Below are 14,322 nucleotides of genomic sequence, written 5' to 3'. Positions count from 1 at the left end.
CTCACGCTCACGCCCGGAGCGGGCTGATTCCCTGAGGACACCACCTTGAGACGCAGCACCTTCCGCGCGGCAGCCACGGCGACCGCCCTGTACGCCACCCTGGTCACGGGCCTCTCTCCGGCCCAGGCGGACGACCCCACCGGCGGCCCCGTCCTGGTCGGCGCGGACGGCCGACGCACCTGAAGCCGGATCCACCGAGGACTTCACCCAGTACTCCGGACAGGACGCGACCTCGGGCACCTGGCGGGCACCGGTCCACCTGGCCGACCTCGGCGAGTACCGGGTGACCGCCGAAGAAGCTTGTCCTGCATTACTCAAAGACACGGACCCGCTGGTCAGGGCCTGTTACCTCAGCACTCGATGATGTTCACCGCCAGCCCCCCGCGCGCAGTCTCCTTGTACTTCACGCTCATGTCCGCCCCGGTGTCCTTCATCGTCTTGATGACCTTGTCGAGGGACACCTTGTGCGAGCCGTCCCCCCGCAGCGCCATCTTCGCCGCTGTGACCGCCTTCACCGCGGCCATGCCGTTGCGCTCGATGCAGGGGATCTGGACCAGGCCGCCGACCGGGTCGCAGGTCAGGCCCAGGTTGTGCTCCATGCCGATCTCGGCCGCGTTCTCGACCTGTTCGGGGGAGCCGCCGAGGACCTCGGCGAGGGCGCCCGCGGCCATGGAGCAGGCCGAGCCGACCTCGCCCTGGCAGCCGACCTCGGCGCCGGAGATGGAGGCGTTCTCCTTGAAGAGCATGCCGATGGCGCCGGCGGCGAGGAGGAAACGGACCACCCCGTCCTCGTCCGCGCCGGGAACGAAGTTCATGTAGTAGTGCAGGACCGCGGGGATGATGCCGGCCGCGCCGTTCGTCGGGGCCGTCACCACCCGGCCGCCGGCCGCGTTCTCCTCGTTGACCGCCATCGCGTACAGCGTGATCCACTCCATGGAGTGGGCCAACGCGTCGCCCTCCGCCCGCAGTTGACGGGCCGTCATGGCGGCACGTCGGCGCACTCGCAGACCGCCCGGCAGGATGCCCTCCTGGGACATGCCCCGGGCCACACAGGACTGCATCACGCGCCAGATCTCCAGCAGCCCGGCCCGGATCTCGTCCTCGGTGCGCCAGGCGCGCTCGTTCTCCAGCATCAGGGAGGAGATCGACAGGCCGGTCTCCTTGGTCAGGCGCAGCAGCTCGTCACCCGTGCGGAAGGGGTACTTCAGCACCGTGTCGTCGAGCTTGATGCGGTCCTCGCCGACCGCGTCCTCGTCCACGACGAAACCGCCGCCGACCGAGTAGTACGTCTTGGACAGCAGTTCCGCGCCCGAGGCGTCGTACGCCCACACCGTCATGCCGTTCGCGTGGTACGGGAGCGCCTTGCGCCGGTGCAGGACGAGATCGTCGTCGAAGGAGAACGGGATCTCGTGCTCGCCGAGCAGCTTCAGCAGCCCCGCGGACCGGATCTCCGCCACCCTGTCGTCCGCCCCCTCCACGTCGACCGTCCGAGGAGACGCCCCCTCAAGGCCCAACAGCACCGCCTTCGGGGTGCCGTGGCCGTGGCCGGTCGCGCCCAGGGAGCCGTAGAGCTCGCAGCGGACCGCGGCGACGGCCGGGAGCAGGTCCTCGTTGCGCAGGCGGCGGGCGAACATGCGGGCCGCGCGCATCGGGCCGACCGTGTGGGAGCTCGACGGGCCGATGCCGATCGAGAACAGGTCGAAGACCGAAATGGCCACGGGAACTCCTTCAAAAGGGGTGGGGGCACACGTCGTCGGGTGCCCCCACCGTGGAACTACTTGTTCAGGCCGGTGTACAGCGGGTGCTTGTCGGCCAGGGCCTTGACCCGGGCCTTCAACGCCTCCACGTCGTACGACGGCTTCAGTGCCGAAGCGATCACGTCCGCAACCTCGGCGAAGTCCTCGGCCGTGAAGCCGCGGGTGGCCAGGGCGGGCGTGCCGATCCTGAGGCCCGACGTCACCATCGGCGGGCGCGGGTCGTTCGGGACGGCGTTGCGGTTGACCGTGATGCCGACCTCGTGGAGACGGTCCTCGGCCTGCCTGCCGTCCAGCTCGGACTCGCGCAGGTCGACGAGGATGAGGTGCACGTCGGTGCCGCCGGAGAGCACGTTGACCCCGGCCTCCCGGGCGTCGTCGGCCGTCAGGCGCTCGGCGAGGATGCGCGCACCGTCCACCGTACGCCGCTGGCGCTCCTTGAACTCCTCCGAGGCGGCGACCTTGAAGGAGACCGCCTTCGCCGCGATCACGTGCTCCAGGGGACCGCCCTGGAAGCCCGGGAACACCGAGGAGTTCAGCTTCTTCGCGAACTCCTGCCTGGCGAGGATGATCCCGCCGCGCGGTCCGCCCAGCGTCTTGTGGGTGGTGGAGGTGACCACGTCCGCGTGCTCGACGGGGTTCGGGTGCAGGCCCGCCGCGACCAGACCGGCGAAGTGGGCCATGTCGACCCACAGGTACGCCTCGACCTCGTCGGCGATCCGGCGGAACTCCGCGAAGTCCAGCTGCCGCGGGTACGCCGACCAGCCCGCGATGATCACCTTGGGCCGGTGCTCCTTGGCGAGCTTCTCCAGCTCGGCCATGTCGACCAGACCGGTCGCCGGGTCCACGTGATAGGCGACCACGTCGAACTGCTTGCCGGAGAAGTTCAGCCGCATCCCGTGGGTCAGGTGACCGCCGTGGGCGAGGTCGAGCCCGAGGATGGTGTCGCCGGGCTGCGCCAGCGCGAACAGGGCGGCCTGGTTGGCGGAGGCACCGGAGTGGGGCTGCACGTTGGCGTACTCGGCGCCGAACAGCTCCTTGACCCGGTCGATGGCGATCTGCTCGGCCACGTCGACGTGCTCGCAGCCGCCGTAGTAGCGGCGGCCGGGGTAGCCCTCGGCGTACTTGTTGGTGAGGACCGAGCCCTGCGCCTCCATGACCGCGAGCGGAGCGAAGTTCTCCGAGGCGATCATCTCGAGCGTGGACTGCTGCCTGACCAGCTCGGCGTCGACCGCGGCGGCGATCTCCGGGTCGAGCTCGTGCAGGGGCGTGTTCAGTGCGGACATCAGGTGTACGACTCCTCAGCCGGCGGAAAAGGCGGTGTACTCGTCGGCGGAGAGCAGGTCGGCCGGCTCCTCCGAGACGCGTACCTTGAACAGCCAGCCGCCCTCGAAGGGGGCGGAGTTCACCAGCGCCGGGTCGCTGACGACGTCCTCGTTGACCTCGGTGACCTCACCGGAGACGGGGGAGTACAGGTCGCTGACCGACTTGGTCGACTCCAGCTCGCCGCAGGTCTCGCCCGCGGTCACCGTGTCACCGACCTCGGGGAGCTGGACGAAGACGACATCGCCGAGCGCGTTGGCCGCGTGCTCCGTGATGCCGACCGTCGAGACGCCGTCCTCGGCGCCCGACAGCCACTCGTGCTCCTTGCTGTAGCGCAGCTGCTGGGGGTTGCTCATGGCCTGAATTCTCCTGTACGCGGGGGAGTGCTGGTGAATGGGGGACTGCTGAGGGCATGCGTGAGCGGTGACTTTCGTGCTCAGCATCACCTACGCCGCTACTTCTGGCGCTTGTAGAACGGCAGCGCCACGACCTCGTACGGCTCGTGGCTGCCTCGGATGTCCACACAGACCCCGGTGGTGCCGGGCGCGGCGTGCTCGGGCTCGACGTACGCCATCGCGATCGGCTTGCCCAGTGTCGGGGAGGGGGCGCCGGAGGTGACCTCGCCGATCACCTCACCGTCCGCCACGACGGCGTACCCGGCACGCGGGACCCGGCGGCCCTCGGCGATCAGGCCGACGAGGACGCGCGGCAGGTCGTGGTTGAAGTTCTCGGCGGCCTCGCGCAGGGCCTGACGGCCCACGAAGTCGCCCTCCTTCTCGAACTTCACCACGCGGCCGAGGCCCGCGTCGAAGGGGGTGAGGGAGGCCGACAGCTCGTGCCCGTACAGCGGCATGCCCGCCTCCAGACGCAGCGTGTCCCGGCAGGACAGCCCGCAGGGGGCGAGTCCGACGCCCTCGCCCGCCTTGGTCAGCGCCTGCCACAGCTCGACCGCGTGCTCCGGCTTCACGAACAGCTCGAAGCCGTCCTCGCCGGTGTACCCGGTGCGAGCGATCAGCGCGGGCACCCCGGCGACCGTGCCCGGCAGACCGGCGTAGTACTTGAGGCCGTCGAGGTCCGCGTCGGTCAGGGAGGCGAGGATGCCGGGGGACTCCGGTCCCTGTACGGCGATCAGGGCGTAGGCGTCCCGGTCGTCCCGCACCTCGGCGTCGAAGCCGGCCGCGCGCTCGGTCAGGGCGTCCAGGACGACCTGGGCGTTGGAGGCGTTGGCGACCACCAGGTACTCGGTGTCGCCGAGCCGGTAGACGATCAGGTCGTCCAGGATGCCGCCGTCGGGCCGGCAGATCATGGTGTAGCGGGCCCGCCCGACACCGACGGAGGCGATGTTGCCGACGAGGGCGAAGTTCAGCAGCTGCGCGGCCTGCGGCCCGGTCACGGTGATCTCGCCCATGTGGGAGAGGTCGAAGAGCCCGGCTTTCGTGCGTACCGCGTTGTGCTCGTCGCGCTCGGAGCCGTAGCGCAGGGGCATGTCCCAGCCGGCGAAGTCGGTCATCGTCGCACCGAGCGACCGATGCAGGGCATCGAGCGCGGTGCGACGGGGTTCAGAACTGCTCATCGGACGTCGTCTCCAAGGATCCCAGGACAGGGGTGTGACGGGCGAGGTGGTTCCTCCCCATCTGTCATCGGAACCTGAGAGGTTCGCCATGAAGAACATGGCTTGCACCTTGGGTGGGGCCGCCTTCGAGTCGGCGGCCCGCTTTTCAGATGTGCCTCGCCCGCGCGGTAACGGGGGCCTGAGAGATTCAAGGGAGGGACTTGCTCCTTCGGCGCCCGGGTACACGTACCCGGGACTCTCCCGCGCGGATTCAAGCGGCCGGTATGCAGTTGGCGCGGACATCATCGCACGCCCCGGACGCCGACGGCAGGGCCGCATCTGCTCCTCCTTCTGTAACCGCGTTGTGGCGGTACGCGTACAGAAACGCGAGAGATCATCCATTACCTTCTCTTTACGCTCGGTGGGGAGGGGAACCCCGACCCCGGAGGAGGACGATGACGGTGAACAGGACCACGGTGTACGCGACGACCTCGGCGATCGCGCTGCCCGAGCAGTCCGCGGCCCCGGCCGTCGAGGCCCGCGGCACCCGCCCGGTCGTCCGTGACCTGCGCGACCGCGGGGGCCGCGGTCCGCACTCCCTGCTCTTCGGCCCGGGGGACCTCGTCGTCATCACCGGCCTGCCCGGCAGCGGCAAGTCCACGCTGATGAAGCGGGCGGTCCAGGGGATCCGGATCGACTCCCAGGACACCCGTGACCGCTGGGACGGCCGGCTCTCCCGCTTACTGCCGTACGCCGTCTACCGCCCCCTGGTCCGGCTCTCGCACTACGCCGGGCTGCGCCGTGCCCTGCGCTCCGGTGAGGGAGTCGTCGTGCACGACTGCGGCACACAGGCCTGGGTGCGGGGCTGGCTGGCCCGCGCCGCCCGGCGCCGGGGCGGCACCCTGCATCTGCTGCTGCTCGACGTCACCGCGGACACCGCGCTCGCGGGCCAGCGCGAGCGCGGCCGGGGCGTCTCGCGGTACGCCTTCCTGCGGCACCGGGGGGCGGCGGCCCGGCTGATCCGCTCCGTGGAGCGCGGTGACCTGCCCCCGGGCTGCGGTTCGGCGGTGCTGATCGACCGGGACGCGGCGGCCGTGCTGCGACGGATCGGGTTCACGGGCTGAGGCTGCGGGCTTCCGGGCCGAGCCACCTTCGCGTCGCACCCGCTAGCCTTCAGCCACATCAACAGCGGTTCACAGCAGGCGGTCAGACAGATGGACTTCCCGGCGGATCTTCCCGCGGACTTTCCAGGGCAGGCGTACCCGCACCCCCATCCGCACGGCGGATGGCCCGGCAACGAGCTGGAGGAGGTGCTCTCGGCCTCCCTCGGCATGCCCTCGGCGGGCGGCCGGATCATCGAGGTGCTCGGCCGCAGCTTCGTCTGGATCCCCCTGCCGAACGGCGGCGGTCCGCACAGCGGCCCCCTCGACCTGCCCACCCTGGAGATCGCCGGCCAGGCGTACGTCCCGGTCTTCAGCTCCGAGGAGCAGTTCCGCCAGGTCGTCGGCAGCCATCTGTCGTACACCATCGCCCCGGCGGTCGAGTTCGCCCGCGGGCTGCCCCCGCATGTGGGCATCGCGGTCAACCCCGACGGCGTGGTCGGCGTCCCCCTCCCGCCCGCCGCCGTCGCCGACCTCTGCCGGGTGGGCCGCACCCCGCTGGACGGGCCCAACACCGGTGGCCGGGTCAAGCTCTACGAGCCGGACTGGCAGGACGACCCGGTCGACTTCCTGGCGGTCGCGGCCGCCGAGTTCGCGGCCACCGGAGTGGTCCGCACGGCCCGCCGCTGCCTGGCCGCCATCGAGACGGCCGACCCCGTCATGTTCGTGGGCGTGGAGCTGTCCCAGTGGGAGGGTGACCTGCGCACCCTGCCGATGGACGCCCTCGGCCGGGCCCTGGGGCAGACCCCGGTGCGGTGGCCGGTCAATCTGGTCCTGCTGGACGTGGCGGACGACCCGGTGGGCCACTGGATGCGTGAGCAGGTACGGCCCTTCTACCTGCACGGCCACTAGACCTGCCGCCGGGGCGTCACCCGCGCCCCGCACCGCCGACGGTCGACCAGCCCCGACCCGGTAGGCGCTTAAGCTGTTCCCATACCTGGGGCAACCTTCGAGAAGGGGCGGCACAACGTGAGCGGCGCCAGCGGAACCGGCACCACGACCGGCCAGGTCGAGCACATGCTGCGCCAGGTGACGCCCGGGCGCTACGACGCCTACGAGGCATTGCTCAAGGCACTCGCGAGCCCCGGCTCCGGCCAGATCTGGATGCTCCTGTGGCACGGCCAGTCCGGCTCCCCGGACGCCCAGTACGGAAACATGCAGGTCGACGGCTACGGCTACGCCCCCTGTGTGACCTCGGCCCAGGAGCTGAGCGCCAGTGGATGGAACCGCTCGTACGAAGTGGTCGACGGCATCGACGTGGCCCGCACGCTCTACCCCGACCACTACGGCCTCTGGCTGAACCCGCACGCCCCCGGCGGCGGCGTCGGCATCCCCTGGCTCGATCTGCGCCGCATCGCGACCGGCCTGGAGCGCCAGCCCGCGGGACCGCTCCGGCTCTCCGAACCCGGCATCGAGATCCCCCAGTTCTACGCCCTGCTCGTGCAGAACGCCCACCGGACCCCTGCGGTCCGCTCGCTGCGCCGCGCCTGGGTGCAGCCGGCGCTCGGAGCGCCGTATCTCGCCATCGGTCTCGACGTGTACGACACCAGTCCCTCGGCCGTGGACTCGGTGCGCGCGATGATGCAGCAGTCCATCGGTGCCGTCCCGGACGGACTGCCGGTGTCGACCGTGGCGATGTCCGACGAGTACGACCCGGTGGCGCTGTGGATGCGCGCCGGTGCCCGCCCCTTCTACGACCGCGAGGCCCATGGATCGCCCGCCCAGTCACCGGCGGCCGGGTACGGCTACCCGCCGGCCCAGGGCCGGTACTGACCGTGCGTCATCCGTGACCGCCTCTCCGGCGGCGGGTGGGCGGCGAGATTTTTCTTCGCGCGTAGATGCAGTCGAAAGATGCTAATTACGGCCGTTTTGTCCAGATTGGTGATCGTCCGCTCTTCACCGCATTCCGTCCGGATAACGGAATCCCTATAACCGCATTACGGTTATGCATCCATTCACCGCCAAGTCTGGCTACAGATCGCCAAACCGTTGAAGACTCCCGCTGCAGGGGGCTTCATCCCCATGTTCAACGGACTGATCATGCCGCTACAGCGGCAAGCGTGGGCCGGCTACCGCCGGTTGAGAGGGGTCCCTGCCAGATGACGGCACCATTGCACGAGCCGACCGCGGAAGCGGCCCCGAGCGCGGCCGAGGAGGCGGCGGTCGCCGCCGCCGGAGCGAAGGCCGTACAGGGACGTTCCTTGGGCCGGATCGCCTGGGAGCGTCTCAAACGGGACAGGTTGGCCCTCGCAGGCGGTCTCGTCGTCCTCGTCCTCATCGTGGTCGCGCTCTGCGCCCCGCTGATCGCCAGCCTGTACGGGCAGGACCCCGACGCCTACCACGAGAGCCTGATCGACCCGCTGTTCAGTACCCCGAAGGGGTCCCTGGGCGGGATCAGCGGGGAGCACTGGCTGGGTGTCGAGCCGGTCAACGGCCGCGACATCTTCGCCCGCGTCCTCTACGGCGCCCGGATCTCGCTCCTCGTCGGCTTCCTGTCCGCGGTCGTCGCCGTCGTCCTGGGGACGGTCCTCGGCATCCTGGCCGGGTTCTTCGGCGGCTGGGTCGACTCGGTCATCAGCCGTGTCATGGACGGTCTACTGGCCTTCCCGCAACTGCTGTTCATCATCGCTCTGGTCTCCGTCATGCCGAACGAGATGCTCGGCCTGAGCGGCTCCAGCGTGCGAGTGTTCGTGATGATCCTGGTCATCGGCTTCTTCGGCTGGCCCTACATCGGACGCGTGGTGCGCGGACAGACGTTCTCGATGCGTGAGCGCGAATACGTCGAGGCCGCCCGATCGTTGGGCGCCGGGCGGTTCTACATCCTCATGAAGGAACTGCTGCCCAACCTCGTCGCACCGATCATCGTCTACACAACGATGATGATCCCCACCAACATCCTCACCGAGGCGGCGCTCAGCTTCCTGGGCGTGGGTGTCAAGCCCCCCACGTCCTCCTGGGGGCAGATGCTCTCCACCGCGATCGACTACTACGACTCGGACCCCATGTACATGGTCGTCCCCGGCGTGGCGATCTTCATCACCGTTCTGGCCTTCAACCTGTTCGGCGACGGCGTGCGGGACGCGCTGGACCCGAAGGGCTCCCGCTGAAACGCCATACCCCCAAGCGTCCCGTGGCACTGGCACGGGGTCTCTCATCTAATCCGGAGGATCCGAGATCGTGACTACCCAACGCACCTCAGGGCGGCGTAAGCAGGCGCTGGCCGCCGCCGCCGCGGTCGCCGGCATGCTGACCATGGCGGCGTGCGGCGGCGGCAGTGACAACGAGGGGTCGAAGACCGGCGCGGCTGGCTTCGACGCCGCGAACAACAAGGTCGCCCAGGCCTCGCAGGTCAAGAAGGGCGGCACGCTGAAGTTCGTCACCGCGCAGGACGCCGACTCGTGGGACACCACGCGTGGTTACTACGGCTTCATGTGGGACTTCGCGCGCTACTACAGCCGCCAGCTGCTCACGTACAAGACCGAGCCGGGCGCCAAGGGCGCCGAGGTCACTCCCGACCTCGCCACGGACGAGGGCCAGGTCACGGACGACGGCAAGACGTACACGTTCCACCTGCGCGACGGCATCACCTGGGAGGACGGCAAGGCCATCACCTCCCAGGACATCAAGTACGGCATCGAGCGCGTCTGGGCGCAGGACGTCCTGTCCGGCGGCCCGATCTATCTGCAGCAGATGCTCGACCCCGACGCCACCTACAAGGGTCCGTACAAGGACACCTCCAAGGACAAGCTCGGCCTGAAGGCGATCGACACGCCCGACGCCAAGACGATCGTCTTCCACCTGCCCAAGCCGAACTCGGACTTCAAGCAGGTGCTGGCGATGGTCACGGCCTCGCCGGTCCGCCAGGACATGGACACCAAGTCCAAGTACGGCCTGAAGCCGTTCTCCTCCGGCCCGTACAAGTTCCAGTCGTACAGCCCGGGCAAGTCGCTCGTCCTGGTCCGCAACACCAGCTGGAAGGCCTCCTCGGACCCGGTCCGCAAGGCCTACCCGGACAAGATCACTCTGGACATCTCCACCAACCAGAGCGACATGGACCAGCGCCTGATCAACGGCGACTACGACATCGACGCCAGCCAGACGGGCCTTGGCCCGCAGGGCCGCACCATCGCCCTGAAGCAGCACAAGGCCAACCTGGACAACCCGGTCTCCGGCTTCATCCGCTACGCGGTCTTCCCGCAGAGCGTCAAGCCGTTCGACAACATCGACTGCCGCAAGGCCGTCATCTACGCCGCCGACCACGTGTCGCTGCAGACCGCGCGCGGTGGCCCGGTCGCCGGTGGTGACATCGGCACCAACATGCTCCCGCCGTCGATCCCCGGTGGCGAGGGCCAGAAGTACGACCCGTACAAGATCTCCGGTGCCAACAAGTCCGGCAACGACGCCCTGGCCAAGGACGCGCTGAAGGCCTGCGGTCAGCCGAACGGCTTCAAGACCACCATCGCCGTCCGCAACAACAAGCAGCAGGAGGTGGCCACGGCCACGTCCCTGCAGGCGGCACTGAAGAAGGTCGGCATCCAGGCCGACATCTACCAGTACGACGGTTCGCAGAGCTCCGGCATCATCGGCTCCCCGTCGAACGTGGCGAAGAAGAAGCTCGGCATCATCATCATGGGCTGGGGCCCGGACTTCCCGACCGTCCAGGGCTACGGCATCCCGCTGTGGAGCAGCAAGTACATCCTGCAGAGCGGTAACAACAACTACGGTCTGATCAAGGACAAGACGATCGACGGTCTGTTCGACCAGTACAACGCCGAACTGAACGAGTCGAAGAAGACGCAGATCGCCACGGACATCAACCACAAGGTGAGCGAGGGCGCGTACTACCTGCCCTTCGTCTTCGAGCGGCTCCTGAACTGGCGCTCCTCGCGGATCGCCAACGTGTACACGACGAACGCGTTCAGCGGCTACTACGACTTCGTCAACATCGGTCTGAAGTCCACGAAGTAATCCCGGCACACCCGCCGTACGGCACGAAAGGCAGGTGAAGGCCGGCGCGGCGGGACCGTGGGCCCCCGGAGGTTCCCCATCGCTCAACAGGCGTGGGGGACACCCCCTCCGGCGGTCCACGGTCCTGCGGCGGGCCGTTAGCTGTGCTCGCTTACCTCCTCAGGCGGCTGTTCGCCGCCGCAGTGATGCTCGTGGTCATCATCCTGGTGGTCTTCAGCATCTTCTTCCTCGTCCCCAAGTGGGCGGGCGTGGACATCGCCACGAGCTTCGTGGGCAAGCAGGCCGACCCGGCCGCCGTCGAAGCGGTCCGTGTGAAGCTGGGCCTGGGCGACCCGATCTTCGTCCAGGTCTGGCACTTCTTCAAGGGCATCTTCGTGGGCCGCACTTACGCGGCCGGCGGCGATGTCACCCACTGCGCCGCGCCGTGCTTCGGCTACTCCTTCCGTAGCGAGCAGGGCGTCTGGCCGGTGCTGACCGACCGCTTCCCGGTGACCCTGGGTCTCGCGCTCGGCGCCGCCGTACTGTGGCTGGTCTTCGGTGTCGCGGCCGGTGTGCTCTCCGCTCTCAAGCGGGGCAGCCTGTGGGACCGGGGCGCGATGGTCATCGCCCTCGGCGGTGTGTCCCTGCCGATCTACTTCACCGGTCTGCTCTCGCTGGCGATCTTCAGCTACGGACTGGGCTGGATCGACGGCAAGTACGTGCCACTCGACCAGAGCGTCAGCGGCTACATCGGCGGCATGATCCTGCCCTGGGTCACCCTCGCGTTCCTGTACGCGGCGATGTACGCCCGGATCACCCGCGCCACCATGCTGGAGATCCTCGGCGAGGACTACATCCGCACCGCACGCGCGAAGGGCCTCACGGAGCAGGTCGTCATCGGCAAGCACGCCATGCGTTCCACGATGACGCCTATCCTGACCATGCTCGGTATGGACCTCGGCGCCCTCATCGGCGGCGCGATCCTGACCGAGACGACGTTCAGTCTGCCCGGTCTCGGCCAGGCGGTGCTGACCGCCATCAAGAACCAGGACCTGCCCATCATTCTGGGCGTCACCCTGATCACTTCTCTCGCGGTGCTGATCGCCAACCTCGTGGTGGACGTCCTGTACGCGGTGATCGACCCCCGAGTGAGGCTCACATGACGGAACTGAGCAAGAGCGGAGCGGCCGTAGGCGAGCCCACCAGCACCTCGCCCGCGCCGACGTCCTTCCTGGAAGTGCGCGACCTGAAGGTGCACTTTCCGACCGACGACGGTCTGGTCAAGTCCGTCGACGGGCTCTCCTTCACGTTGGAGAAGGGCAAGACCCTCGGCATCGTGGGCGAGTCGGGCTCCGGCAAGTCGGTGACCTCCCTCGGCATCATGGGCCTGCACACCGCCGGCCAGTACGGCAAGCGCAAGGCCCAGCTCTCCGGCGAGATCTGGCTGGACGGCACGGAACTGCTCTCCGCCGACCCGGACGAGGTGCGCAAGCTGCGCGGTCGTGAGATGTCGATGATCTTCCAGGACCCGCTGTCCGCGCTGCACCCGTACTACACGATCGGCCAGCAGATCGCGGAGGCGTACCGGATCCACAACAAGGTCGACAAGAAGACCGCGAAGAAGCGCGCGGTCGAGATGCTCGACCGGGTGGGTATCCCGCAGCCCGACAAGCGGGTGGACAACTACCCGCACGAGTTCTCCGGCGGTATGCGCCAGCGCGCGATGATCGCGATGTCGCTGGTCAACAACCCTGAGCTGCTCATCGCGGACGAGCCGACCACCGCGCTCGACGTGACCGTCCAGGCGCAGATCCTCGATCTGATCCGGGACCTCCAGAAGGAGTTCGGCTCAGCGGTCATCGTCATCACCCACGACCTGGGCGTCGTCGCCGAACTCGCCGACGACATCCTGGTGATGTACGGCGGCCGCTGCGTGGAGCGGGGATCTGCCGAGAAGGTGTTCTACGAGCCTCGCCACCCCTACACCTGGGGCCTGCTCGGCTCGATGCCGCGCCTGGACCGAGAGCAGCAGGAGCGCCTGATCCCGGTCAAGGGCTCCCCGCCCTCGCTGATCAACGTCCCGTCCGGCTGCGCCTTCAACCCGCGCTGCCCGTACGCCGACATCCCCAAGGATGACGTGACCCGCACGGTTCGCCCCGAACTGACCGAGGTCGGCAGCCAGCACTGGGCCGCCTGCCATATGAGCAAGGAGCAGCGGGAGCGTATCTGGACCGAAGAGATTGCGCCGAAGCTGTGAGTGACGAGAAAGCGGTGACGATTCCCGCGCAGGGCGAGGACACCCGTCGGACGGACGGCGAGGTGCTGCTGAAGGTCACGGGCCTCCAGAAGCACTTCCCGATCAAGAAGGGCCTGCTCCAGCGCCAGGTGGGCGCGGTGCACGCCGTCGACGGCCTCGACTTCGAGGTCCGGGCCGGTGAGACGCTCGGAGTCGTGGGCGAGTCCGGCTGCGGCAAGTCGACGATGGGCCGACTGATCACCCGGCTGCTCGAACCGACGGGTGGCACGGTCGAGTTCGAGGGCAAGGACATCACGCACCTCGGCGTGGGCGGCATGCGTCCGCTGCGCCGCGATGTGCAGATGATCTTCCAGGACCCTTACTCCTCGCTGAACCCGCGCCACACGATCGGCACGATCATCGGCGCCCCCTTCAAACTGCAGGGTGTCACTCCCGAAGGCGGGATCAAGAAGGAGGTCCAGCGGCTGCTGTCGGTGGTCGGCCTCAACCCCGAGCACTACAACCGCTATCCGCACGAGTTCTCCGGCGGTCAGCGCCAGCGCATCGGCATCGCCCGCGCGCTCGCCCTGAAACCGAAGCTGGTGGTGGCGGACGAGCCGGTCTCCGCGCTGGACGTGTCGATCCAGGCCCAGGTGGTGAACCTGCTCGACGACCTCCAGGAGGAGCTCGGCCTGACGTACGTGATCATCGCGCACGACCTCTCCGTCGTCCGGCATGTCTCGGACCGGATCGCGGTGATGTACCTCGGCAAGATCGTCGAGCTGGCCGATCGCGAGTCGCTGTACAGGGCGCCCATGCACCCGTACACCAAGGCACTCATGTCGGCCGTGCCGATCCCGGACCCGAGGCGCCGGAACGCCAAGAGCGAGCGCATCCTGCTCAAGGGCGATGTGCCGTCGCCGATCTCCCCGCCGAGCGGCTGCCGGTTCCACACCCGGTGCTGGAAGGCGACACAGATCTGCACGACGACCGAGCCGAAGCTCACCGAGCTCAAGCCCGGCCAGCAGGTCGCCTGCCACCACCCGGAGAACTTCGAGGACCAGGCTCCGCAGGACACTGTGCTGCTGACGGTGGCCAAGGAGGCGGCCGAACTGGTCGCGGACGAGGTGCTCGCGGAGTCGGCGGAGACCTCGGCGGCGGTGGCCGCGCAGGTCGCCGGGACGGAGACTTCGGCAGGTGCCGAGAACCAGGAGCCGGCGGTGGCCGAGAGCCCGGAAGCTCAGGAGTCGACCGACAAGCAGAGTTGATTGCTTGTCGAGGCGCGTCGCGGAGGCGGCCCGCTCCTTCCGCGGGGCTGCCAGGCGGGCGGCGGCGACGGCCGATACGCGC

Annotated in this window: 13 protein-coding genes and 1 riboswitch; of the genes, 9 read left to right on the top strand and 4 right to left on the bottom strand. The window is 68.7% G+C overall.

The genetic code is table 11. The features are described from left to right. Window positions 1–45: 45 nt before the first annotated feature. Window positions 46–183 (top strand): hypothetical protein, encoded by a 138-nt coding sequence (locus ABZT93_RS11425; protein ID WP_356102279.1) that lies wholly within the window; start codon window positions 46–48, stop codon window positions 181–183. A gap of 167 nt (window positions 184–350) precedes the next feature. On the opposite strand, the gene ABZT93_RS11420 is transcribed toward ABZT93_RS11425, so the two are convergent. The 4 genes from ABZT93_RS11420 to gcvT all read right to left on the bottom strand — a co-directional run bounded on the left by ABZT93_RS11420 (window position 351) and on the right by gcvT (window position 4,650). Next, window positions 351–1,718: an L-serine ammonia-lyase gene (locus ABZT93_RS11420; protein ID WP_356102276.1), complete on the bottom strand. Its 1,368-nt coding sequence runs from the start codon at window positions 1,716–1,718 to the stop codon at window positions 351–353. A 56-nt stretch (window positions 1,719–1,774) separates the two neighbouring features. Further along, window positions 1,775–3,040 carry a serine hydroxymethyltransferase gene (gene glyA / locus ABZT93_RS11415; protein WP_356102273.1) on the bottom strand — a complete coding sequence of 422 codons (1,266 nt, stop codon included), beginning with the start codon at window positions 3,038–3,040 and terminating at the stop codon, window positions 1,775–1,777. A gap of 15 nt (window positions 3,041–3,055) precedes the next feature. Further along, a complete protein-coding gene (gcvH, locus tag ABZT93_RS11410; RefSeq protein WP_031058756.1) occupies window positions 3,056–3,433 on the bottom strand; it encodes a glycine cleavage system protein GcvH in 378 nt (125 codons plus the stop codon). A gap of 98 nt (window positions 3,434–3,531) precedes the next feature. Beyond that, window positions 3,532–4,650: a glycine cleavage system aminomethyltransferase GcvT gene (gcvT, locus tag ABZT93_RS11405; RefSeq protein WP_356102271.1), complete on the bottom strand. Its 1,119-nt coding sequence runs from the start codon at window positions 4,648–4,650 to the stop codon at window positions 3,532–3,534. Window positions 4,651–4,805: 155 nt separating this feature from the next. Further along, window positions 4,806–4,903, bottom strand: a riboswitch (glycine riboswitch). A 181-nt stretch (window positions 4,904–5,084) separates the two neighbouring features. On the opposite strand from gcvT, the gene ABZT93_RS11400 reads away from it, so the two are divergent. The 8 genes from ABZT93_RS11400 (at window position 5,085) to ABZT93_RS11365 (ending at window position 14,240) form a co-directional block, all read left to right on the top strand. Beyond that, window positions 5,085–5,753 carry an AAA family ATPase gene (locus ABZT93_RS11400; RefSeq protein ID WP_356102268.1) on the top strand — a complete coding sequence of 223 codons (669 nt, stop codon included), beginning with the start codon at window positions 5,085–5,087 and terminating at the stop codon, window positions 5,751–5,753. A 90-nt stretch (window positions 5,754–5,843) separates the two neighbouring features. After that, window positions 5,844–6,641, top strand: a complete 798-nt coding sequence (locus tag ABZT93_RS11395; protein ID WP_356102265.1) for an enhanced serine sensitivity protein SseB — start codon at window positions 5,844–5,846, stop codon at window positions 6,639–6,641. Window positions 6,642–6,806: 165 nt separating this feature from the next. After that, window positions 6,807–7,562, top strand: a complete 756-nt coding sequence (locus tag ABZT93_RS11390) for an enhanced serine sensitivity protein SseB C-terminal domain-containing protein (protein WP_356102895.1) — start codon at window positions 6,807–6,809, stop codon at window positions 7,560–7,562. Window positions 7,563–7,888: 326 nt separating this feature from the next. Beyond that, a complete protein-coding gene (locus ABZT93_RS11385) occupies window positions 7,889–8,896 on the top strand; it encodes an ABC transporter permease (RefSeq protein WP_356102262.1) in 1,008 nt (335 codons plus the stop codon). 70 nt (window positions 8,897–8,966) lie between these two features. Further along, window positions 8,967–10,757, top strand: a complete 1,791-nt coding sequence (locus tag ABZT93_RS11380; RefSeq protein WP_356102259.1) for an ABC transporter substrate-binding protein — start codon at window positions 8,967–8,969, stop codon at window positions 10,755–10,757. 143 nt (window positions 10,758–10,900) lie between these two features. After that, on the top strand, window positions 10,901–11,899 hold the full coding sequence (locus ABZT93_RS11375) for an ABC transporter permease (protein ID WP_356102256.1): 999 nt from the start codon (window positions 10,901–10,903) through the stop codon (window positions 11,897–11,899). Then, window positions 11,896–12,993 (top strand): ABC transporter ATP-binding protein, encoded by a 1,098-nt coding sequence (locus tag ABZT93_RS11370; RefSeq protein ID WP_356102253.1) that lies wholly within the window; start codon window positions 11,896–11,898, stop codon window positions 12,991–12,993. Before ABZT93_RS11375 ends, ABZT93_RS11370 begins: the two co-directional genes overlap by 4 nt. Next, window positions 12,990–14,240: a dipeptide ABC transporter ATP-binding protein gene (locus ABZT93_RS11365; protein ID WP_356102250.1), complete on the top strand. Its 1,251-nt coding sequence runs from the start codon at window positions 12,990–12,992 to the stop codon at window positions 14,238–14,240. The genes ABZT93_RS11370 and ABZT93_RS11365 overlap by 4 nt, the downstream gene beginning before the upstream one ends. The last annotated feature ends 82 nt before the right edge of the window (window positions 14,241–14,322 follow it).

This window comes from Streptomyces sp. NPDC005303, from assembly GCF_040607335.1.
Lineage (GTDB): Bacteria > Actinomycetota > Actinomycetes > Streptomycetales > Streptomycetaceae > Streptomyces.
This window is presented reverse-complemented; position numbering and strand designations above follow the sequence as displayed.